General features: G+C 70.3%; 23 protein-coding genes. 20 read left to right on the top strand and 3 right to left on the bottom strand.

Features of this window, described 5'->3' with window-relative positions; translation table 11 throughout:
- The first annotated feature begins 15 nt into the window (after nucleotides 1-15).
- The 6 genes from folP to VNG13_09105 are packed head-to-tail and all read left to right on the top strand — an operon-like array spanning nucleotide 16 to nucleotide 2,947.
- Nucleotides 16-909: a dihydropteroate synthase gene (gene folP / locus VNG13_09130; protein ID HVA60682.1), complete on the top strand. Its 894-nt coding sequence runs from the start codon at nucleotides 16-18 to the stop codon at nucleotides 907-909.
- Complete coding sequence (locus VNG13_09125) at nucleotides 906-1,331, top strand: nuclear transport factor 2 family protein (GenBank protein ID HVA60681.1); 426 nt, start codon at nucleotides 906-908, stop codon at nucleotides 1,329-1,331. Before folP ends, VNG13_09125 begins: the two co-directional genes overlap by 4 nt.
- On the top strand, nucleotides 1,328-1,690 hold the full coding sequence (gene folB / locus VNG13_09120) for a dihydroneopterin aldolase (GenBank protein ID HVA60680.1): 363 nt from the start codon (nucleotides 1,328-1,330) through the stop codon (nucleotides 1,688-1,690). Before VNG13_09125 ends, folB begins: the two co-directional genes overlap by 4 nt.
- Nucleotides 1,687-2,181, top strand: coding sequence for a 2-amino-4-hydroxy-6-hydroxymethyldihydropteridine diphosphokinase (folK, locus tag VNG13_09115; protein ID HVA60679.1), 495 nt, complete (start codon nucleotides 1,687-1,689; stop codon nucleotides 2,179-2,181). Before folB ends, folK begins: the two co-directional genes overlap by 4 nt.
- On the top strand, nucleotides 2,178-2,636 hold the full coding sequence (locus VNG13_09110) for a DUF3180 domain-containing protein (GenBank protein ID HVA60678.1): 459 nt from the start codon (nucleotides 2,178-2,180) through the stop codon (nucleotides 2,634-2,636). Before folK ends, VNG13_09110 begins: the two co-directional genes overlap by 4 nt.
- Before the next feature lie 20 nt (nucleotides 2,637-2,656).
- Nucleotides 2,657-2,947: a hypothetical protein gene (locus VNG13_09105; GenBank protein HVA60677.1), complete on the top strand. Its 291-nt coding sequence runs from the start codon at nucleotides 2,657-2,659 to the stop codon at nucleotides 2,945-2,947.
- Nucleotides 2,948-2,978: 31 nt separating this feature from the next.
- Here the strand turns inward: VNG13_09105 and VNG13_09100 are convergent, their stop codons facing one another.
- On the bottom strand, nucleotides 2,979-4,133 hold the full coding sequence (locus VNG13_09100) for a hypothetical protein (protein HVA60676.1): 1,155 nt from the start codon (nucleotides 4,131-4,133) through the stop codon (nucleotides 2,979-2,981).
- A 60-nt stretch (nucleotides 4,134-4,193) separates the two neighbouring features.
- Complete coding sequence (locus tag VNG13_09095; protein HVA60675.1) at nucleotides 4,194-5,192, bottom strand: SAM-dependent methyltransferase; 999 nt, start codon at nucleotides 5,190-5,192, stop codon at nucleotides 4,194-4,196.
- A gap of 72 nt (nucleotides 5,193-5,264) precedes the next feature.
- On the opposite strand from VNG13_09095, the gene VNG13_09090 reads away from it, so the two are divergent.
- The 14 genes from VNG13_09090 (at nucleotide 5,265) to VNG13_09025 (ending at nucleotide 20,044) form a co-directional block, all read left to right on the top strand.
- Nucleotides 5,265-6,188: a DUF2520 domain-containing protein gene (locus VNG13_09090; protein ID HVA60674.1), complete on the top strand. Its 924-nt coding sequence runs from the start codon at nucleotides 5,265-5,267 to the stop codon at nucleotides 6,186-6,188.
- Entirely contained in the window at nucleotides 6,185-7,060 is an 876-nt protein-coding gene (gene panC / locus VNG13_09085; GenBank protein HVA60673.1) for a pantoate--beta-alanine ligase, read from the top strand. The genes VNG13_09090 and panC overlap by 4 nt, the downstream gene beginning before the upstream one ends.
- A gap of 13 nt (nucleotides 7,061-7,073) precedes the next feature.
- Nucleotides 7,074-7,499 (top strand): aspartate 1-decarboxylase, encoded by a 426-nt coding sequence (gene panD, locus VNG13_09080; GenBank protein ID HVA60672.1) that lies wholly within the window; start codon nucleotides 7,074-7,076, stop codon nucleotides 7,497-7,499.
- Nucleotides 7,496-9,124, top strand: coding sequence for an L-aspartate oxidase (locus VNG13_09075; protein HVA60671.1), 1,629 nt, complete (start codon nucleotides 7,496-7,498; stop codon nucleotides 9,122-9,124). Before panD ends, VNG13_09075 begins: the two co-directional genes overlap by 4 nt.
- Entirely contained in the window at nucleotides 9,121-10,014 is an 894-nt protein-coding gene (gene nadC / locus VNG13_09070) for a carboxylating nicotinate-nucleotide diphosphorylase (GenBank protein HVA60670.1), read from the top strand. Before VNG13_09075 ends, nadC begins: the two co-directional genes overlap by 4 nt.
- A 5-nt stretch (nucleotides 10,015-10,019) precedes the next feature.
- Nucleotides 10,020-10,790 (top strand): type III pantothenate kinase, encoded by a 771-nt coding sequence (locus VNG13_09065; GenBank protein HVA60669.1) that lies wholly within the window; start codon nucleotides 10,020-10,022, stop codon nucleotides 10,788-10,790.
- A complete protein-coding gene (gene lysX / locus VNG13_09060; GenBank protein ID HVA60668.1) occupies nucleotides 10,783-12,267 on the top strand; it encodes a bifunctional lysylphosphatidylglycerol synthetase/lysine--tRNA ligase LysX in 1,485 nt (494 codons plus the stop codon). Before VNG13_09065 ends, lysX begins: the two co-directional genes overlap by 8 nt.
- 147 nt (nucleotides 12,268-12,414) lie before the next feature.
- Nucleotides 12,415-12,756, top strand: coding sequence for an Lsr2 family protein (locus tag VNG13_09055; GenBank protein HVA60667.1), 342 nt, complete (start codon nucleotides 12,415-12,417; stop codon nucleotides 12,754-12,756).
- A 171-nt stretch (nucleotides 12,757-12,927) separates the two neighbouring features.
- Nucleotides 12,928-15,462, top strand: a complete 2,535-nt coding sequence (locus tag VNG13_09050; GenBank protein HVA60666.1) for an ATP-dependent Clp protease ATP-binding subunit — start codon at nucleotides 12,928-12,930, stop codon at nucleotides 15,460-15,462.
- Between the two features lie 27 nt (nucleotides 15,463-15,489).
- The gene (locus VNG13_09045; protein ID HVA60665.1) at nucleotides 15,490-16,554 is read left to right on the top strand and encodes a HAMP domain-containing sensor histidine kinase; all 1,065 of its coding nucleotides are present in this window, start codon (nucleotides 15,490-15,492) and stop codon (nucleotides 16,552-16,554) included.
- 101 nt (nucleotides 16,555-16,655) lie between these two features.
- Nucleotides 16,656-17,009: an Hpt domain-containing protein gene (locus tag VNG13_09040; protein ID HVA60664.1), complete on the top strand. Its 354-nt coding sequence runs from the start codon at nucleotides 16,656-16,658 to the stop codon at nucleotides 17,007-17,009.
- 1 nt (nucleotide 17,010) lies between these two features.
- Complete coding sequence (cheB, locus tag VNG13_09035) at nucleotides 17,011-18,144, top strand: chemotaxis-specific protein-glutamate methyltransferase CheB (protein HVA60663.1); 1,134 nt, start codon at nucleotides 17,011-17,013, stop codon at nucleotides 18,142-18,144.
- Nucleotides 18,141-19,538, top strand: a complete 1,398-nt coding sequence (locus VNG13_09030; protein ID HVA60662.1) for a CheR family methyltransferase — start codon at nucleotides 18,141-18,143, stop codon at nucleotides 19,536-19,538. Before cheB ends, VNG13_09030 begins: the two co-directional genes overlap by 4 nt.
- Entirely contained in the window at nucleotides 19,535-20,044 is a 510-nt protein-coding gene (locus tag VNG13_09025) for a chemotaxis protein CheW (GenBank protein HVA60661.1), read from the top strand. The genes VNG13_09030 and VNG13_09025 overlap by 4 nt, the downstream gene beginning before the upstream one ends.
- Here VNG13_09025 and disA read toward each other — a convergent pair.
- Nucleotides 19,946-21,040, bottom strand: coding sequence for a DNA integrity scanning diadenylate cyclase DisA (disA, locus tag VNG13_09020; protein HVA60660.1), 1,095 nt, complete (start codon nucleotides 21,038-21,040; stop codon nucleotides 19,946-19,948). The two genes, VNG13_09025 and disA, sit on opposite strands and share 99 nt — an antisense overlap.
- Nucleotides 21,041-21,087 lie beyond the last annotated feature (47 nt).

The following is a 21,087-nucleotide window of genomic DNA, read 5'->3' as shown; positions in this document are numbered from 1 at the left end:
ACCTACGCTGAGGTCATGTCCGACTCCGGCTGGCGCGACTCCGGGCCGGCCTTCCCGTCAGTGCGTGGGCTGCCCGGACTCCCGCGCTGCCGGATCATGGCGGTCATCAACGTGACGCCGGACTCGTTCTCCGACGGGGGTGCCTTCGCCGATGCTGACAGCGCCGTCAAGTACGGCCTGGCCCTGCTCGCGGCGGGGGCCGACATCCTCGACGTCGGTGGTGAGTCGACCCGACCGGGGGCGGTCAAGATAACCGCGGCCGAGGAGCTTCGTCGGGTCGAGCCCGTCGTTGCCGCGCTTGCGGAGGCGGGCGCGATCGTGAGCATCGACACCTCCCGGGCGTCGACCGCGGAGGCGGCCCTGCGCGCCGGTGCCCGCGTCGTCAACGATGTCAGCGGAGGCGCGGCAGATCCGGAGCTCCCGAGGCTGGTAGCGGACACGGGTGTCCCCTATGTCGTCATGCATAACCGCGGACCGAGCCGAGACATGCTCGAGCGGGCCGTCTACGCCGATGTCGTCAACGAGGTTTGCGCCGAGTTGCGCCGGGCCATGGACGCCGTCGTAGACGCCGGCGTCGACCCGGGTTCGGTGATCCTCGACCCGGGCCTTGGATTCGCCAAGCTCGCGGAACACAACTGGGCGCTGATCGCCGGGCTCGAGGCCGTGATTGCGCTGGGCCGACCGGTTCTCGTGGGTGCCTCCCGGAAGTCGTTTCTCGGCAAGGTGCTGGCCGCCCCGGACGGTGCCGACCGCCCAGTGTCGGCTCGCGACGACGCGACCGTGGCGGTGACCGCCCTGGCCGCGACGGCCGGCGCCTGGGGGGTGCGGGTGCATGAGGTGGGACCCAATCTCGATGCCGTCAAGGTCGCCGCCGCCGCCCGGGCCGCGGCATCGGAGCGGACTCGGTGAATTCCACCGAGATCTCCGCGGTCACGGCTGCCAACGCCGAGCTCTACGCCGCCTTCGAGGCCGGTGACATCGATCGGATGTCCGTGGTTTGGGACCCCGACGACGACGTGGTCTGCGTCCACCCCGGATGGCCGCCGGTGTCCGGGCGTGGGCGAGTGCTCCGGTCCTGGTCGGTGATCATGGCCAATACGGTCTACATCCAGTTCTTCCTCACCGGGATCGTCGCCCGGGTCGAGGGGGATGTCGCCGTGGTGACATGCGAGGAGAACATTCTGACCGGTGTGGCCGACGACGCGGGTGGCCTGGCCGAAAGTGCGCGAGCCTGCGCGACCAATGTCTTCCGTCGCCGTGGGTCCGAATGGCGGCTCTGGGTTCACCATGCCTCACCCGTCATCGCTCCGAGCGGGCCCAGCTTCTCGTGACCGACCGGATCGAGATCCGCGGGTTGCGGGTGCATGGGCGCCATGGGGTACTCGCGACCGAGCGAGTGGCCGGCCAGTTGTTCGTCGCGGACGTCACGGTTCACCTGGACACCAGCGCGGCCGCGGCGAGCGACGAGCTCGCGGACACTGTTGACTACGCGGCCGTCGCCGGCCGGGTGGCCGCGGTTCTCGGTGGCGAGCCGGTCGCCTTGCTAGAGACCCTGGCTGAACGGATTGCCGGGGTGGTCCTCGAGGACGAGCGCATCCTCGAGGTCGAGGTCACCGTCCACAAGCCGCAGGCGCCGGTCGGCGTCTCGGTCGCGGATGTCCTCGTCAGCCTGCGCCGGTCCCGGCGGTGACCTGGCCCGCGGTGTTCTCGCTGGGCTCCAATCTCGGGGATCGGCTCGGCCGGCTCCAACTGGGCGTGGACACCCTGGCCGAACGGTGCGGGGCCGTGCGGGTGTCCCCGGTCTACGAGTCCGTCCCGCAGGGGATGCTGGGATCCGAGCTTTTCCTCAACGCCGTTTGTCTGACTGCGGTCGTCGGGCCACGTCTCGCGCTCGACGCGGCATTGGCGGCTGAGCACCGGGCCGGTCGCGAGCGTGTTGAACGCTGGGCCCCCCGTTCGCTGGACGTGGACGTCATCGCGGTCGATGAGCTGGTCAGTGACGAGCCCGCGCTGACCCTGCCGCATCCGCGTGCCCGGTTGCGCCCGTTCGTCCTCGCGCCGTGGCTCGATGTCGACCCGCAGGCCAGGATCGCCGGCGCGGGACGGGCCGCGGATCTCCTGGCGCAACTCGACGTTCGGGGCATTCGCCGCCGCGACGACTTGACCCTCCGGTCGACGTGAGACCGACCCGACCGGTCGTACTGGCTGCCGTGTTCGCCGCGGTTGCTCTGGCCGCCTTCGTCGGAGCCCGGGTCGTCTACTCGGCGTTGCCGCCGCTGCCCGTCAGCGCACCCGTCCTGCTCTTCGTGCTTGCGCTGGCCGAGGCCGGGATGGCCCAGTCCGTCCGCTCCCGATTGCAGGGGCGGCCGCGGACCAAACCGATCATGCCACTCGCGGTCGCCAGGGTGGCTGCCCTCGCCAAGGCGTCTTCGCTTGCCGGCGCGGTCTTCGCGGGCGGCTACGCCGGGCTGCTCGGTTACCTTGCTTCGCACGGGGCCGGTCGGGACGTCCCGATCGGGGCGGCCGGTTTCGTGGGGGCGGTGGCTCTGGTCGTTGCCGCGTTGCTCCTCGAGGGGGTGTGCCGCGTGCCACGTCCGCCGGCTGGTTCCGAGGATGAGCGTGCGGCCGCCGAGTGACCGGTCGCTACAGTGACGGCGTGACCGAGGGTCGGACTGTCGAGGAGCTCGAGCGCCTCACGACCGAGGAGCTGCGGCATCAGGCCTTCGCCGTCGCCGAGCGCCACATCGACGTCGCCTTCTTCTGGGACCTGCTCGAACACGTCCCGGCGGCACGCAGCATCGCCACCGAGGATGGGTCGGCTGGCAACATCACCGGAGGTATCGCCGAGGCCGTGGCAGCGGTCCGGGAGGTGTTCGGTCACGACCTCGGTGACGCGGAGCCGCTGATGCGGGCACGCTTCATCGACTACCTGCGGACCCGCGACTGACCGTGCACGGGCGCGGTGCCCGAGGTCGGAGTTACTTGTCCAGGTCTCCGACGACGAAGAACAGCGACGACAGAATGACCGTGAGTTCCCCGAGCTGTGCACCGGGCAGGATCTCGCGGAGGACCTGGACGTTGTTGAAAGACGCGGTGCGCAATTTGAGCCGCCAGGGGGTGGCCTCGCCGCGCGATACGAGGAAATATCCATTGATCCCGGAGGGGTTCTCGGTCCAGGCGTAGGTTTCGCCCTCGGGAGCCCGCACGACCTTGGGGAGCCGGACCGAAACCGGGCCGGTGAGCCCGGCTAGCCGTTGCGCGCACTGTTCGACGAGGTCGAGGGCGACCCACGTCTCCTCGAGCAGACAGTCGAACCGGCCCAGGCAGTCACCGCTGGTCCTGCCGACGACCGGCAGATCCAGCTCCGGATAGCCGAGGTAGGGGTCGTCCCGGCGCAGGTCCAGGTCTAGACCGGAGGCCCGAGCCACCGGGCCGCTCACCCCGTACGCCTCGGCTACCGAAGCGGCGAGCCGCCCGACGCCTTCGGTGGCCTCCCGGAAGCTCGCCGCGGCCTGCGCCGACCGTAGCTCTGAGTCGATCGTGGTCCGGACCGCCGGCAGGGCACGCAGCAGCTCGGCCAGCCACCCGTCCGGCACGTCTGACTTGAGTCCGCCGACCCGGTTGAACATGAAGTGCACCCGGCCACCGGACGCCGCCTCCAGCAACCGGAGGAGCGACTCGCGACCGGCGGTCGCGGCCGCGGCCGCGGCCGTTTCACCGAGCTCGAGCGGGAATGCGGCGAGGAAAGCCAGGTGATGGACTGCGCGATTGAGCTCGGCCAGCAGGGTGCGGAGCCAGGTGGCCCGCTCCGGAATCCGGAGACCCATCATCCGTTCGACGGCCAGCACGACGCCGAGCTCGCTGGCGAACGCCGATAGCCAGTCGTGCCGGTTCGCGAGCATGACGATCTGCCGGTAGTCCCGAACCTCGTAAAGCTTCTCGGCGCCGCGATGCATGTATCCGATCACCGGCTCGGCACGGCGGATCACCTCCCCGTCCAGGTGCACCGCGAGCCGGAGGGCGCCGTGCGCGGACGGGTGTTGCGGACCGATCGTCACGATGGCGTCGGCCCCCGCTCCGGCGCCCCCGACCCCCACGCTGCCGGGAGTCGTCATCGTGCGCCGGGCCGGCACCCGCGCTGGGGTAAGGCGTTGCCCTGGACCGCGAAGCTCACCGGGGCCCTGCTGGCTCGGCTAATCGGAGGCTCCGATGGCGGTTGACCCGACGAGATCGTCCGGGTGGGGCATGCCCACGGCCCGGACCAACCAGCCGAACCCACCCCACCCGGTCGGTCGAGCGAGCTCGGCCCGTTCCCCGATGCGCACCAGGGTGCGCAGGTAGCCGCCCGGATCGTTGTCGGCCGCACTCCGCGGGGGGAGGCTCGACGGCGGGCCGAGCCGTTCGAGCGCCTCGGCCTGGGTCAGAAGGCGGCTTTCCGGGTCGATGAGCGAGCCGAACAGGACGTGGGCGGTGATGTCGGTCCGGCCATCCGGGAGTGGTCGGACCTGCCGGCCATCCCGGTAGCCGGTGAGAGTCCCGAGCGGGCTGACCGTCGGGTCGGCCTGGTAGTCGATCGCTACGGCCAACCCGGCCCGAACCCGGCGCACCAGTGCCCGCCATGCGACGTCGCGTCGCCAGCCCACTTCGGCCCGCTGAGCGCCGGGCCAGTATTCGCCGACCCAGGCCGCGTCCCGGGCGGTCGGCTTTCCGGCCCGGCGCTCCTCACCGCGCCCATTGACCTCGATCACGCGCAGCCCGGCCGGTGTGCGCTCGACGACGTCGATCGGCACCGTGTCCAGCCACTCGTGGGCCACGACACAGCCGGAGATCGCGGCCGGCAGCCGATGGCTCCAGCCGATCACGGCCGGGAGCTGGTCCGGTCGAGTTTCCACATCCACCCCGAGCAGGTCGAGGCGGCTGGCCAGTTCCCGATCGGCCAGGGCGGCCAACGCCGTGAGAAGCTCCCCCCCACCGGCGCCAACATCGACGACCTGTAGTCGGGCCGGGCGAGCCAGCGCCGTGTCCACGGTCTGGATGAGGCGGAGCAATGCCGCCGCGAACAGCTCGGACCTTGCCGCGGTGCGGAACTGCCTGGCGCCGCCGCGGCGGTAGAAACCGCCGGGAGCGGTGAGTGCGGCCATCGCGGACCGCCAGGGTTGCCAGCCTCGCTCTCCGAGCGCTGGGCCGGCCATGACCGCAAACCTAGCCACCCGCTACCCTGGACCCGACATCGTCCGGTACCCGGTGAGGACTGGAACGCGCCCATGGCCGCTCAGGGGCCCTCCGCCACGCTGCCCGACGCGAGGCCTGGCCGGCTCGCCGTCGGGGTCCTCGGGGTGGGCCGGGTCGGGGCGACGTTGGGGGCGGCGCTTCAGCGGGCCGGCCATCGGGTGATCGCCGCGAGCGGCGTCTCGACCGACTCCAGGCGCCGCGCCGAGGTCATGCTCCCCGGTGTCCCGCTGGTGGCCCCGGATGAGGTGCTAGTCGGTGCCGGGCTGGTGCTGCTGGCGGTCCCCGACGACGTCCTTCCCGGGCTGGTGTCCGGATTGGCGGCCAGCGACCGGCTCGCTCCCGGCACCTTGACCGTCCACCCCAGTGGCCGATATGGGCTGGCCGTGCTCGGGCCACTGACTCGGGCCGGTGGACTTCCGCTCGCCCTACATCCGGTCATGACCTTCGCCGGTACCGGTACCGACCTGGCCCGACTCGCCGGCGCGATGTTCGGAGTCACCGCGCCGGAACCGTTGCGTCCGGTGGCCGAGGCGCTGGTCATCGAGATGGGCGGCGAGCCGGCCTTCGTCCCGGAAGCCGCGCGGCCGCTGTACCACGCGGCACTTGCCGGTGGCGCCAACCACCTCATGACGCTGGTGACTACGACCGTGGACCTGCTCCGCGCGGCCGGGGTCGACCAGCCCGAACGCATGCTCGCCCCCCTGCTCGGTGCGGCGCTCGACAACGCGCTGCGCCATGGCGACTCGGCCGTGACCGGACCGGTCGCCCGCGGTGACGCCGGCACCGTGGCGGTGCATTTGGCGGCACTGCGGGCGGCCGCCCCGGAGACCGTGCCCGGATACGTGGCGCTGGCCCGTCTCACCGCCGATCGGGCGCTGGCTCGTCGCCGGCTGACGCCGGCCGCCGCCGAGGCGCTGCTCGACGTGCTCGCCACCGAGGGAGGCTCAGCGTCGTGACGCCCCCCGCCATGACCGTGGCCCGTAACCGGGACGAGCTCGCGTCGGCGCGGCTCGCGATGCCCGGGCCGGTCGCCGTCGTGCTGACCATGGGCGCGCTGCACGCGGGCCACGCGGCTTTGTTGGCGACCGCGCGGGCCGCGGCGGCGAGCGTCCTGGTGACGCTGTTCGTGAACCCATTGCAGTTCGGACCGGCGGAGGACTTCGCCAGGTATCCGCGAACCCCAGACGACGATCTCGAGAAATGCGCCGCGTCCGGGGTCGACCTCGTGTTCGCGCCGACCGTGACCGACGTCTATCCGCACGGTGAGCCGGCGATCCGGGTGAGCGCCGGCCGGTTGGGAGATCGCTGGGAAGGTGCCAGCCGACCGGGTCATTTCGACGGCGCGCTGACCGTGGTGACGAAACTGTTCCAGCTCACCCGGCCGGACGTCGCCGTTTTCGGCGAGAAGGACGCCCAGCAGCTCCTCCTGGTCCGCCGCCTGGTAACCGACCTCGACCTACCGGTTGCGGTGCTGTCCGAGCCGACGGTTCGTGACCACGACGGGTTGGCCCTTTCCAGCCGCAACCGCCACCTGGACGCGGCCGATCGGACCGCGGCGCTCGCCATCCCGCGCGCGCTCGAGGCCGCCCGGGTCGCGGTTGCCCGCGGTGCCGTCCCGGGGCGAGCTGCCGCGGCTGGGGTGTTGGCCGGTCAGCAGGGATTGGAGCTCGACTACTGCGTGCTCGTCGACGAGGCGGACCTCGATGAGGTACCCGACGACTGGCGAGGTCCGGCTCGGCTGCTCGTGGCAGCCCGGGTCGGCACTACCCGGCTGATCGACAACTGCCGGCTCGACGTGCGCGTCCCCGAGAACCCTCCCCTCGGCTGAAGGAGCCTTCCCTATGTTCCGCACCATGCTGAAGTCCAAGATCCATCGGGCCACGGTCACGCAGGCGGATCTGGACTACGTCGGATCGGTGACGGTGGACGCTGAGCTGATGGAGGCCGCTGACCTGCTCGCCGGAGAGCAGGTCGCCGTGGTCGACGTAACCAACGGAGCCCGGCTGGAGACCTACGTGATCCCCGGGCCGCGGGGCAGCGGGATCATCGGCATCAACGGCGCGGCTGCCCGGCTCGTCCATCGTGGCGACCTGGTCATCCTGATCAGCTATTGCACGCTCTCCGATGCCGACGCGCGATCCTTCCAGCCGAGGGTGGTCTTCGTCGACGCGGACAACAAGATGACGGAGCTCGGAACCGATCCGGCCGAGCCGCTGCCGCACCTGGCCACCGTTCGCGGTGACGCACTCCGCGCGGACACCGGATGATCCGGCTGCCTGCGGCCGCCCCGGGCTGGACCGTCCGGGCGGACGTGGTCGTCGTCGGCAGTGGGGTGGCCGGTCTCACCGCTGCCCTCCATGCCCGCCGGGCGGGTCGGGTGCTGCTCGTGACGAAGGCCGCTCTCGACGCCGGCTCCACCCGGTGGGCGCAGGGTGGGATCGCCGTTGCGCTGGGTGTGGGCGACAGCCCCGAGCAGCACCGTGACGACACGCTGGAGGCCGGGGTCGGACTCTGCGATCCTGCGGCCGTCGATGTCCTGGTCCGGGAGGGGCCGCACCGGGTCCGCGAACTGCTCGGGCTGGGTGCCGCATTCGACCGTGATCCGGACGGATCGCTCGCGCTCACCCGGGAGGGCGGGCACCACCGCAGCCGGGTCGCACACGCTGGCGGGGATGCCACCGGCGCCGAAGTCTCCCGGGCGCTGGTCGCCGCCGTCCGAGCCAGCGACGACGTGGAGGTGATCGAGCACGCGCTTGTCCTCGACGTCATCCTCGGCCGCGAAGGCGGAGCGGCCGGGGTTACTCTGCACGTTCTCGGCCAGGGCTCACGAGACGGGGTCGGGGCGGCGCTGGGGCGGGCCGTGGTGCTGGCTACCGGCGGCCTGGGTCAGGTCTATGCGGTGACCACGAACCCGGGGGTATCGACCGGCGACGGGGTGGCCCTCGGCCTGCGTGCGGGGGCGGAGGTGGCTGACCTCGAGTTCGTCCAGTTCCATCCGACTGCGCTTTGGCTGGGGCCGCAGGCACGTGGCCAGCAGCCCCTGGTCAGCGAGGCAATGCGTGGTGAGGGCGCCGTCCTGCTCGATGCCTCCGGTCGTCGCGTGATGTCCGGCGTGCACCCGCTCGAGGATTTGGCGCCGCGCGATGTCGTGACCCGGCGAATGTCTCGGGTAATGGCGGAGACCGGAGCCGATCACCTTTTCCTGGACGCTCGCCGGCTCGGAGCGCAGACGTTGAACGCCCGCTTCCCAACGATCATGGCGTCGTGCCGAGCGGCGGGAGTGGACCCGGTTACGGACCGGATCCCGGTCGCCCCGGCGGCGCACTATGCGAGCGGTGGCCTTCGCACTGACCTGTCCGGTCGAACCGGGGTGCCCGGCCTCTACGCGTGCGGAGAGGTCGCTTGCACCGGTGTGCACGGTGCGAATCGGCTTGCATCGAACTCGCTGCTGGAGGGTCTCGTCTTCGCTGCTCGGATCGGGGACGCGTTGGTGGCCGATCCGGATGGCCAAGCCGGTTCCCCCCCGCCGGGGGCGCCGGAACCCCGGGTGGTCGGCCTTGTCGAGCCCCGGGCCTGTGCGGAGTTGGCTCGGGCGATGAGCGACGGGGCCGGCGTCCTGCGTAGTGCCGGAAGCCTCAGCGCCACGGAGAAGACGCTGACCGTGCTGGGTGAGCGGTCGGGCGTCCCCTGCGACCCGGATGCCTGGCAGGCGACGAATCTCCACCTCGTGGCGCGGGCCCTGCTCGCAGCCGCGACCGCGCGGGAGGAGAGCCGCGGCTGCCACTGGCGGGAGGACTTCCCGAATCCCGAGCGGACCCGCTTCGGGCAGGTGCGCGTCCACGTGCGGCTCGACGGCGACGGGACGCCGCGGGCGACGCTGGGACCGTTATGACCCTGCGGGCGTCGACCCGGGAAACCCTGGCCGCCGCCGGGCTCGACCCGGAGGACATCGAGCAGTTGGTTCACCGGGCCCTGACCGAAGACCTGGGGGATGGGCTCGACGTGACGAGCGTCGCGACCGTCCCGTTCGACCTCGACGGTGCCGCGGACTTCGTGGCCCACGCGGACGGGGTCATCGCCGGGCTGCCGGTCGTCGCCGCTGTCCTCGAGATCGTCAGCGACGACGCGGTGGTCATCCAGGCGTGCCGGGTCGATGGCGACCCGGTCGCATCCGGGGACGTCGTCCTTTCTGCCCGCTGCCTCGTCCGGGCCCTCTTGACGGCCGAGCGGACAGCTCTCAACCTGCTGTGCCACCTCTCCGGCGTCGCGACCTCGACCCGCCGCTGGGTGGACGCGGTGGCTGGGACCGGCGCGGTGATCCTCGACACCCGCAAGACGACGCCTGGCCTACGGGTGCTGGAGAAGTACGCCGTTCGTTGCGGTGGGGGCCGGAACAAGCGGATGGGGCTTTACGACGGCGGCCTGGTCAAGGACAACCACGTTCTGGCGGCCGGAGGCGTGGCCGAGGCCTTCCGGGCGATCGGCGCGACGTTTCCCGGAATCGAAGTTCAGGTGGAGTGCGACACCCTTCAGCAGGTCGACGACGCCGTCGCGGCTGGCGCCGGGTTTCTGCTCTGCGACAACATGACCGTCGTCGAGTTGGCCGAGGCGGTGCGCCGCGTCGCCGGGCGTGCGGTGATCGAGGCCACCGGCGGACTCACATTGGACCGGGCCCGGGCGGTCGCGGAGACCGGGGTCGACTTCCTCTCCGTCGGGGCGCTTACGCACTCCGCGCCGGCGCTCGACATGGGCATGGACCTGCGCCCGATCAGAGAAGGGTGAACCCGGTGCTGCTCGCGATCGACGTCGGCAACACGCACACTGTCATCGGCTGCTTCGAGGCCGACGAACTGACCGAATCCTGGCGGATCAAGACCGACGCCCGGGCCACTGCCGACGAGCTAGCCCTGCTCTTGCGCGGCCTCCTCGAAGGCCTGCCGCGCCCGGTCGGGATCAGCGCCTGTTCGACCGTGCCCGCCGTGCTTCAGGAGCTGCGTGGCGTGCTGGCCCGCTACTACCCGGACGTGCCGGCGGTCATCGTCGAACCTGGAGTCAGGACCGGGGTGCCTCTGCTCTACGACAATCCCCGGGAGGTGGGGGCCGATCGGATCGTCAATGCACTGGCCGCATTCCACCTGCACGGCGGCCCGGCGGTGGTCGTGGACTTCGGGACTTCGACGAACTTCGACGTGGTATCCGCCAAGGGCGAGTTCCTCGGCGGTGCCATCGCGCCGGGGATCGAGATCAGCCTCGACGCCCTAGCCGCGCGCGGCGCCCGGCTGTTCAAGGTCGAGCTGTCCCGGCCGCGTTCGGTCATCGGGAAAAGCACCGTCGAGGCACTGCAGTCCGGTGTGCTCTACGGGTTCGCCGGCCAGGTCGACGGGTTGGTGCGGCGGATCGTGGCCGAGCTCGGCGGGGACGTCCGGGTGGTCGCCACCGGCGGGCTGGCGCCGCTCCTGCTGGCCGAGAGCGAGACGATCGAGATCCACGAGCCGGACCTCACGCTGATCGGCCTCCGATTGGTCTTCGACAAGAATGCGGAGTTGCGCCATGACTGATCCGGCGGGTGACGTTCCGGAGCAGTCCGCTGTTCGGCGAGCGAAACTGGACCGCATCCGGGCAGCCGGTGGGGACCCCTATCCGGTGGGGTACCCACGAACCGCGACCGCGGCGGACCTGCACGCGCGCTTCGTCGGCCTGTCACCCGACAGCGCGACCGGCGAACGGGTCGCCGTCGCCGGCCGGGTTGTCTTGCGCCGGGACGGCGGCAAGCTCTGCTTCGCCACGCTGCGCGACGGCACTGCGGACCTACAGGTCATGCTCGACCTCGACGGCGTCGGGGCGGATGCCCTTGCGGCATGGAAGTCCGATGTCGATCTCGGCGACCACATCGGGGTCGAGGGCGAGGTGGTCAGCTCGCGGCGGGGCGAGTTGTCGGTTCGGGCAGCGAGCTGGCGGCTAACCGCCAAGGCGCTGCATCCGTTGCCGGACAAGCACCAGGGATTGTCCGACCCGGAGGCACGGGTCCGGCAGCGCTACCTCGATTTGATCGTCAACCCCGAAGCGCGCCGGATGGTGCACGCGCGGGATGCCGTGCTCGCCTCGCTCCGACAGACCCTGCGCCTGCGCGGATTCGTAGAGGTCGAGACCCCGGTCCTGCAGCAGATGCATGGCGGGGCGGCCGCCCGGCCGTTCCGCACCCACCTGAACGCGTTCGACCAGGACATGTACCTGCGGATCGCACTCGAACTGCACCTCAAGCGGCTCGTAGTCGGTGGGATCGAGCGCGTCTACGAGATCGGAAGGATCTTTCGCAACGAAGGCGTGGACACGACCCACAGCCCCGAGTTCACGATGCTCGAGGCCTACCAGGCCTATGGCGACTACGACTCGATGGCCGAGCTCACCCGCGCCCTGGTGATCGACGCCGCGACGGCCCTCGGGACGACGCTGATCCCGGACGGGCGCGGCGGCGAGCTCGACCTCGCCGCTCCGTGGCATGCCGTCACGGTCCACGACGCCGTTGCCGCCGTGTGCGGGGAGTCGGTGACGGTCGACACTCCAGTCGAGGCGCTCCGCCTGATCGCCGAGCGGCACGGGGTCGGGCTCCAGCCCGACTGGGGTGCCGGAGCGGTTGTCCTCGAACTGTTCGAGAAGCTAGTCGAGCACACGCTGGTCGAGCCAACCTTCGTCAGGGACTATCCCGCCGAGGTCAGGCCGCTGGCCAGACCACACCGGCTCGACCCGCGACTCAGCGAAGCCTGGGACCTCGTCGTGCGCGGGGTAGAGCTCGCCCCGGCCTACAGCGAGCTTGTCGATCCGGTGGAGCAACGGCGCCGCCTGACCGAGCAGTCGCTGCTCGCCGCCGGTGGGGACCCGGAGGCCATGCACCTCGACGAGGATTTTCTCCGCGCCCTGGAATACGGCATGCCGCCGAGTGGCGGGTTGGGGCTGGGCGTCGATCGGCTGCTCATGTTGCTAACCGGCGGCAACATCCGGGAGACCATTCTTTTTCCCCTGGTCCGACCGCAATAGTCGGTGGAAAACCGATCCGCCGTCCGGAACCACTCGATATCCTGCGCCGAAAATTCCGATTAGGAAACTATCGACGGATACCGGCTGGTCGATTTCGGATAAACTTGATGCCCGTTTAGCAAATTGACACCAGTGGGAGGAATTGACATGGCGCAACGAGTTCGGGTGATTCTCGTCTGTGATCTGCACGGCGACGAGACGCCCGGGGACGAAACCGTGGTTCTCGGTCTGGATGGTGTCGGCTACGAGATCGATCTTTGTGCCGCGCACGCCAGTCGGCTGCGCGACGAGATGGCCAGTTACGTCGCGGCCGGTCGTCGGGTGGGGGGCCGCCCTGGTCGCCGGAACAGCCGCCGCGGAGGCGGCGGGGGGCCGGACCGCCAGCGCAGCGCGGAGATCCGGGCATGGGCCCGCAATCAGGGCATCGCGGTGAGCGAGCGTGGCCGGATTCCCGCGTCGCTCGCCGAACGCTACGACGCCGCACACTGAAAGATCGCCGCCACGGGGGTTCAGTGCGGAACAGCCAGGGCCGACGACTCGTTGCATGGCTACAGCGGCGGGCCAGCGGAACCGTCGCGGTCGTCCCGGCGGCAGGTCGGCCGGGACGGGGCTAGCATGCGGTGGCGGGGTTTCCCGCACCCGCTCTGTGAGGAGCGACACATGTTCGAAAGATTCACCGACCGCGCGCGGCGGGTTGTCGTCTTGGCCCAAGAAGAGGCCCGGATGCTTAACCACAACTACATCGGAACCGAACACATCCTGCTCGGGTTGATCCATGAGGGCGAGGGCGTGGCGGCGAAGGCCTTGGAAAGTCTCGGCATTTCCCTCGAAGGGGTGCGCCAGCAGGTCGAGGAGATCATCGGGCAAGGCCAACAGGCACCGAGCGGGCACATTCCGTTCACCCCCCGGGCGAAGAAGGTTCTCGAGCTTTCCCTACGCGAGGCATTGCAACTCGGTCACAACTACATCGGCACCGAACACATCCTGCTCGGCTTGATCCGCGAAGGAGAGGGCGTAGCCGCCCAGGTGCTCGTAAAGCTGGGCGCCGATCTGAACCGGGTGCGCCAGCAGGTAATTCAATTGCTGTCCGGTTACCAGGGCGGGAAAGAGCCGGCCGGTGCGGGCCCGGCCGAGGGCACCCCTAGCACCAGCCTCGTCCTCGACCAGTTCGGCCGCAACCTCACTCAGGCTGCCCGCGAGAGCAAGCTCGACCCGGTCATCGGTCGGGAGAAGGAAATCGAGCGGGTGATGCAGGTCCTCTCCCGGAGGACGAAGAACAACCCGGTGCTCATCGGGGAGCCGGGGGTCGGCAAGACCGCCGTAGTCGAAGGTCTGGCCCAGGCCATCGTCAAGGGCGAGGTGCCGGAAACACTCAAGGACAAGCAGCTCTACACCCTCGACCTGGGCGCCCTCGTCGCCGGTTCCCGCTATCGCGGCGATTTCGAGGAGCGACTGAAGAAGGTTCTCAAGGAGATCCGCACCCGCGGGGACATCATCTTGTTCATCGACGAGCTGCACACGCTGGTCGGCGCGGGTGCCGCCGAGGGCGCCATCGACGCCGCGAGCATTCTCAAGCCGATGCTGGCTCGTGGCGAGCTGCAGACGATAGGTGCGACCACGCTGGACGAGTACCGCAAGCACCTGGAGAAGGACGCCGCGCTGGAGCGGCGGTTCCAGCCGATCCAGGTCGGCGAGCCGACCCTCGTGCACACGATCGAAATTCTCAAGGGGCTCCGCGACCGTTACGAGGCGCACCACCGGGTGTCGATCACCGATGCCGCTCTGGTTGCCGCGGCCACCCTGGCCGACCGCTACATCAGCGACAGGTTCCTGCCGGACAAGGCGATCGACCTGATCGACGAGGCCGGCTCGCGGATGCGGATCCGCCGGATGACGGCACCGCCGGACCTTCGTGAGTACGACGAGCGGATCGCCGGGGTGCGCCGGGAGAAGGAAAGCGCGATCGACGCGCAGGACTTCGAGAAGGCCGCCGCCTTGCGCGACAACGAGAAGCAGTTGCTCGGCGAGAAGGCGCAGCGCGAGAAGGAGTGGAAGGCCGGCGACATGGACGTCGTGGCCGAGGTCGACGACGAGCAGATCGCCGAGGTGCTCGCTACGTGGACCGGAATTCCGGTCTTCAAGCTGACCGAGGAGGAAACCAGCCGTCTGCTCCGGATGGAGGACGAGCTGCACCGTCGAGTGGTCGGTCAGGAACCGGCGATCAAGGCTGTGTCGCAGGCCATCCGCCGGACCCGGGCCGGGCTCAAGGACCCCAAGCGCCCCGGGGGCTCGTTCATCTTCCTCGGCCCGTCCGGGGTGGGGAAGACCGAGCTGTCCAGGACCCTCGCCGAGTTCCTCTTCGGTGACGAGGACTCGCTGATCCAGCTCGACATGAGCGAGTTCATGGAGAAGCACACCGTGTCCCGCTTGGTCGGTTCCCCCCCCGGCTATGTCGGATACGAGGAGGGCGGCCAGCTCACCGAGCGGGTCCGCCGCAAGCCGTTCTCGGTGGTCCTGTTCGACGAGATCGAAAAGGCCCATCCCGATGTTTTCAACACGCTGTTGCAGATCCTGGAGGACGGGCGGCTCACCGACGCCCAGGGCCGGGTGGTCGACTTCAAGAACACGATCATCATCATGACGTCGAACCTCGGCACCCGGGACATCGCCAAGGGCTTCAACCTCGGGTTCTCCAAAGGCGGGGACAAGCAGGTCGACTACGACCGGATGAAAGCGAAAGTCATGGAGGAGCTCAAGCAGCATTTCCGCCCCGAGTTCCTCAACCGGATCGACGACGTCATCGTCTTCCACCAGCTGTCCCAGGAGGAGATCATCGAGATCGTCGATCTCCTGCTCAAGCGGCTCGACGAGCAGCTCCGGAACAAGGACATGGGGCTGGAGTTGACCCCCGCGGCGAAGTTGCTGCTCGCGACCAAGGGCTACGACCCGGTACTCGGTGCGCGGCCGTTGCGGCGCACCATCCAACGCGAGATCGAGGACGTCCTCTCCGAGAAGATTCTGTACGGGGAGCTGAAGCCGGGCCATATCGTGGTCGTTGACCTCGAGGGGACCCCCGACGAGCAGGGGCAGGGTGCGTCGTTCACCTTCCGCGGCGAAGCTGCCCCGGCTCCCGTTCCCGACGCGCCACCGGTGGCCGCCACCGGGCCCTCGGCGGCCGGCGAGACGGCTGGCTGAGGCCTTCGTCTCGTCCGGGGGACCGTGTTGAGCGAGGACCGCACCGCTTCGTACGTTGACGGGCTGCGCAGGCTCACCGCGCTCTCGGCAGGCCTCCTCGGCACCCCCCCCGATGTCGCCGGGGTGCTCGCGACCGTCGCCGCCACCGCCAGCGACCTGTGCGCGGCCGACCACGCCGAGGTCGTGCTCGATGATGTCGTCGTCCCGGGCGACCCCGGCCCGGACGGTCCCTGCCTGACCGTGCCGGTCCCGTTGGAAGGGGCCGGCCGCGCGGAGATCACGGTCGCGAACGCGCCCGGCGGCCGGACGTTCGACGACCACGACACCGCCCTGCTCACCGACCTGGCCGCGTACGCCGCCGTAGCGCTGGGATGGGCGGCGGAAGCGGTGCGGCGCAGCGAGCTCACCGATGCCGCGCGGCACGACCTGCGCTCGCCCCTGGCCGCGGCGAAGGGGTATGCCCAGTTGCTCCGCCAGCAGGGCGCCGAGCTCGAACCGGAGCAGACCGAGCGGTCCTGGATCGGCCTCCTGGAGTCTCTCGACCGGATCAGCGGCTTCATCGGACGGGTGCTCATCGACGAGCGGATCGCGGTGACCGGGGTGCGCCCGGCGTGGACAGAGGTGGCCGTCCGGCCGTTGCTCGACCGGATCCTGGGCGACCACGACCTCGCCGCGACCCGGCGGGGGATCCGGATCCAGATCGTTGGGGGCCCCGACGCGCCCGACACGTGCGCCGCCGAGCCCGAGCTGATCCGCGAGGCCCTGGACAATCTGGTCGGAAACGCGGTCACGTACACGGCGGACGACACCACGGTCACGGTGCGGGTGGTCCGAAGCCGAGGTTTCGCTCGCTTCGAGGTGCACAACCCGGGCGAGCCGATCCCGGCCTCCGACCAGGACCGGATCTTCGAACGCTATGCCCGTTCCGCGAGCAGCGACCACCGCGGGGTGCCGGGCCTCGGTCTCGGCCTATCGATCACCCGCCGAATCGCCATCGGGCACGGAGGCTCGGTCGGGGTCTCCAGCCGCGGGGAGGACGGGACCACCTTCTGGGCGACGTTCCCGTTGACGGCTCGGTCGGGGGATGCGTAGCCGCCGGACCCCACTGGACCGTCGGGACCTCAAGCCGAAGACGATCTCGGACGACACCACCTAGGGGCCGTTTCCGGCTCCGACCTAGGGCGGAGGGCTTGGTGTCCGATCCGGCAGTTGCCGCTCCGCCATCCGCGTCGACTCTCGCCGAGGCGCTCGCGGCGGCGTTCGCCGGCGAAGTCGCGCAGCGCCTACCCCGGATGCGCGACGCTGTCGAGCGGCTGCGGGCCGCCGGCGCCCCGGACGCCGCCATCGCCCTGCGCGGCGACGCGCACACCCTGGCCAGTAGCGCGATCATCGTGAACCGGCCGGCGGTCGCCGAACTGGCCCGCCGGTGCGAGCTACTCCTCAACCCGTACTGCGAGCCTGGCATGGACCGGGTGCCGACGGAGGTCGCTGACGCGGCAGCGCATTGCGTCGAGGCGATGCAGGCCGAGTTGTGTGTCGGGAACTGACGTGAGCGTCCTGCCCGCAAAGCGGCCTCCGCTGGCCGTCGTCGTCGTCGACGATTCCCCGGTCCAGCGACGTTTTCTCCGCGCGGTCATCGAGGCCGGTGACGATCTGAGTGTCGTCGGCGAGGCGCGGAACGGTCGGGAGGCGATCGCTCTGGTCGAACGCCTGCGCCCGGGCGCCGTGCTCATGGATCTCGATCTGCCGTTGATGAACGGGATCGAAGCGATCGAGCGCATCATGGCAACGCGACCCACGCCCATCCTGGTCTACTCCTCTTTCGTCGACGGCACCGACAATGCCAACGCCCGGGCGGCGCTGGCCGCGGGTGCGGTCGACGTCGTGGGGAAGCCGGGCCCGGAACACGCCGGCCGCATGGAGGACCACGCGGAGGAGCTCCGCAGCCGGCTTCGGGTCGCCAGCCGGATCCGGGTGATCACCCATCCGCGTGGACGATTGCGCGGCCATGCCGGCGGCACCGCGCTCAGCCCGAAACGCCCCGCGCCAGAACCCCGGTCCGACGTGACCCCGGAACCGGCTCCGAACGTCCGGCCGAGCGGCGTGCGACTGCTCGCCATCGGCGCATCCACCGGCGGTCCACAGGCACTGGCGACCGTGCTCGGCAGTCTCCCGGCCGGCCTTGACATCGCAGTTCTCGTCGTCCAGCACATGGCCGACGGATTCATCGAGGGCCTCGCCGGCTGGCTCGACGAGCTGATCGCGCTGCCGGTTGCGGTTGGCCAGTCCGGACGGCGGCTGGCACCGGGAACGGTGACGGTCGCCCCGAGCGGACTGAACCTCATCGTGCACGATCACCTGCGGGTGACCACCGAGGTCCCGCCGCCGACCCAGTTCCATATCCCCGGCATCGATGCGACCTTCCGGTCGGTGGCCGCCCAGCTGGGCTCCGAGGCGATCGGCGTGCTCCTCACCGGGATGGGCCGTGACGGGGCGCTCGGGTTGCAGGAGATGCACGACCGCGGCGCCATGACCATCGCCCAGGACGAGTCCACCTCGGCCGTATACGGGATGCCGGGCGCGGCGGCCGCGCTCGGTGCCGCCGACCGGGTCCTCCCGCTACCGGAAATTGGCTCCACCCTGCTCGACCTGTTGGCCGTGCCAGCCGAGGCGCAACCGTGAACCGAGTGATCCTCGACGACGCGCAGTTCGAGGCGCTCTGTCTGGTTTTGCGGGAAGCGGCGGGCCTGGTCTTCGACGGGACCCGACGGGACTCGCTCGCGCTGTCGCTGGGCGAGCGGCTTCGGGCGTCCGGTTGCCCCGACGTCGACAGCTACCTGCGGTTGCTCGACACCCCGGCGGGCGAGCCCGAACGTCAGCTGCTGCTGGACGAGGTGACCATCCCGGAGACCCACTTCTTCCGGAACCCGCCGCAGATCCGCGCTCTTCGCCGGCACGTGCTGCCGCAGCTCCTCCAGTCCGCCGGCGAGCGTGGCGGCCACCTGCGGGTATGGAGCGCCGGGTGCTCGACCGGCGAGGAGCCTTACACGGTCGCGATGTTGATCGGGGAGCTGCTTCCCGCCAACCCGGGATTGGATGTGAAGATCATCGCCACCGACGTGTCGACTCGCGCGCTTGCGGCTGCCCGGCGCGCCCGCTACGGGGAACGGTCGTTGCACCTTGCCGACCCCGTCGACGTCGCGCGGTGGCTCACCCCGTGTGCCGACCAACCCGGCATGCTCGAAGTGCGCGAGGACGTCCGACGCCTCGTCGAGTTTCGCCATCACAACCTGGTCACCGACCCGACTCCGTTCGAGCCGGGCAGTCTCGATCTCATTCTCTGCCGCAACGTCACGATCTACTTCCGGAGGGACACGACGGTCGCGCTGATGCGCCGGCTGCACACCGCCGTCCGGGACGGGGGTTACCTTTTTCTCGGCCACGCCGAAACGCTCTGGCAGATCTCGGACGAGTTTTCCCTCGTTGGCCTGGGCGACGCCTTCGTCTACCGGCGCTTGGACGGGGTTCCGGAGCGCCGGGCCGTCCTCCCGGACCGCCGCACCGCTGAACCCCCGGTCGCCCGTCGCAGTGAGCGGCGGCTGCAGCCGCGCCGGGCAGAGCGGGTAACGGCCCCGCCGGCGCCGAGCCGACCAACCGTCGGCGCGGTGCGCGCCAGCCTGGCGGGTGGTCGTTACGACGAGGCGGTCAACCTCACCGATTCGATGATCGAGTTCGACCCGCTGCGCGCCGAGGCGCACTATCTACGCGGCCTGTCCTTGACCAACCTTGGCCGGGATGCGGAGGCGATGTCGAGCCTTCGTAAGGCGGTGTACCTAGAGCCGGCCGACGGGCTCGCCCAGTTCCTGCTCGGTGGCGCGCTCGAGCGGCTTGGCGAGCCGGCAGCCGCGGCCCGGGCATACCGGGCCGCGGCCGGCGCGCTGTGCGATTGGCCGCCGACCACCATCGCCCCGGAGCTCGGGGGGCGTCGGCCAGCCGAGCTTGCCACGCTCTGCCGGCAGCTCGCCGACCGGACCGAGCCGCAGGGCGCCGTCACGGGATCGGTTGGACGGCGATGAGCCAAGGCTTCGTCACGTTCGCCTTTGGGCAGCGGATCTTCGCCACCCCGCTCAACGAGATCCGCGAGGTGGTCCGACTCGTGGGCCTCACCGAACTGCCCGGGATGGCACCGCCGCTAACCGGGGTGATTACCCTGCGCGGCAACCCGTTACCGGTCCTAGACGTCCGGGGCGCCGGCGCCGACCGGGACACCGGCGACATCCTCGTCCTCGACGATGGCAGCGGACAGCCGATCGGCATCGCGGTCGACGGCGTCGTGGCCGTGCTCGACCCAGACCAGCTCGCCGAATCCGGCGCGGCGCCCCCTCGGGCCCTACCGGATTACGTCATCGACGTGCGGCAAGGTCCGGACGGGCCAGTTCTCCTCGTCGATTTGCACCGGCTGGTCCGGCTGACCGCGGCCCGCTCAGACGTAGCGCTCGAGGATCGAGGATTCGGCCAGTCGGGACAGGCCCTCGCGGACACTGCGGGCTCGGGACTCCCCGACGCCCTCCACCGCCTGTAGGTCCTCGATCGTCGCGGCCAGGAGCTTCTGGAGCCCGCCGAAGTGCTCGACGAGCCGGTCGACGACCAACCGTGGCAGGCGCGGAACCCGGGCGAGCAACCGATAGCCGCGGGGGCTGACCGGCGCGTCGAGCACGTCCGGTGACCCGGCGAACCCGCAGACCTTTGCCACCGTTCCCAGGTCGAGCAGATCTGTGCCGGTCAGCGTGTCGAGGTCGTTGAGCACGTCGTCGACGCTGCGGTGCCTTCGCCCGGTGGCCGGTGGCATGTAATCGCGGACCACGAGTTCGCGTTCGCTCTCGACGCCGGCCATCAGCTCGTCCCGCTGTAGCGAGAGCAGCCGGCCATCGGTGCCCAGCTCGACCACGTAGCCGTCGATCTCGCTGGCGATTCGGCGGACCATCTCCAGCCGCAAGGTCACCGCAGTGGCGTCGCGGACCGTTACGAGGTCCTCGATCTCGAGCGCGGACAGGGTCCCGCTCACCTCGTCGAGCCGCAGCTTGTAACGCTCCAACGTGGCCAGCGCCTGGTTGGCCCGCGAGAGGATGGCGGCTGAGTCGTCGAGGACGTAGCGGCGGCCGTCGACGTAGAGCGCGATGATCCGCATCGATTGGCTCACCGAAATCACCGGGTAGCCGGTCTGCTTGGCGACCCGCTCCGCGGTCCGGTGTCGGGTGCCGGACTCCTCGGTGGGAATCGTCGGATCCGGCACCAGGTGGGTTGCGGCCCGGATGATGTGCACGGCGGTGTCGTCGAGGACTATGGCGCCGTCCATCTTGGCCAGCTCGCGCAGCCGGGTCGCCGAGAACTCGACGTCGAGCGGAAATCCGCCCGTGCACAGCGACTCGACCACCCGGTCATATCCGAGCACGACCAAGCCGCCGGTGTTGCCGCGCAGAATCCGCTCCAGCCCATCGCGCAGAGCGGTCCCCGGGGCGACAGCGGCCAGCACGGATCGCAGCAGATCCGGGCCGTCGGCTCGGTCGCTCGCTGCCACGCAGGCTCCTCGCTGGTCGTCCGGGTTGCGTGGGAGTCTACTTGACG

This window comes from Mycobacteriales bacterium, from assembly GCA_035533475.1.
Lineage (GTDB): Bacteria > Actinomycetota > Actinomycetes > DATLTS01 > DATLTS01 > DATLTS01.
The sequence above is the reverse complement of the archived record's forward strand: the minus strand, read 5'-3'. Positions and strand labels throughout refer to the sequence as shown.

Bases quoted from the DNA above. Each gene is read 5' to 3' on its own strand.
- folP (HVA60682.1), top strand. From the start codon at position 16: ATGTCCGACTCCGGCTGGCGCGACTCCGGGCCGGCCTTCCCGTCAGTG.
- VNG13_09095 (HVA60675.1), bottom strand. From the start codon at position 5,192: ATGGCCGGCCCAGCGCTCGGAGAGCGAGGCTGGCAACCCTGGCGGTCC.
- VNG13_09090 (HVA60674.1), top strand. From the start codon at position 5,265: ATGGCCGCTCAGGGGCCCTCCGCCACGCTGCCCGACGCGAGGCCTGGC.
- panD (HVA60672.1), top strand. From the start codon at position 7,074: ATGTTCCGCACCATGCTGAAGTCCAAGATCCATCGGGCCACGGTCACG.
- VNG13_09075 (HVA60671.1), top strand. From the start codon at position 7,496: ATGATCCGGCTGCCTGCGGCCGCCCCGGGCTGGACCGTCCGGGCGGAC.
- nadC (HVA60670.1), top strand. From the start codon at position 9,121: ATGACCCTGCGGGCGTCGACCCGGGAAACCCTGGCCGCCGCCGGGCTC.
- lysX (HVA60668.1), top strand. From the start codon at position 10,783: ATGACTGATCCGGCGGGTGACGTTCCGGAGCAGTCCGCTGTTCGGCGA.
- VNG13_09055 (HVA60667.1), top strand. From the start codon at position 12,415: ATGGCGCAACGAGTTCGGGTGATTCTCGTCTGTGATCTGCACGGCGAC.
- VNG13_09050 (HVA60666.1), top strand. From the start codon at position 12,928: ATGTTCGAAAGATTCACCGACCGCGCGCGGCGGGTTGTCGTCTTGGCC.
- VNG13_09025 (HVA60661.1), top strand. From the start codon at position 19,535: ATGAGCCAAGGCTTCGTCACGTTCGCCTTTGGGCAGCGGATCTTCGCC.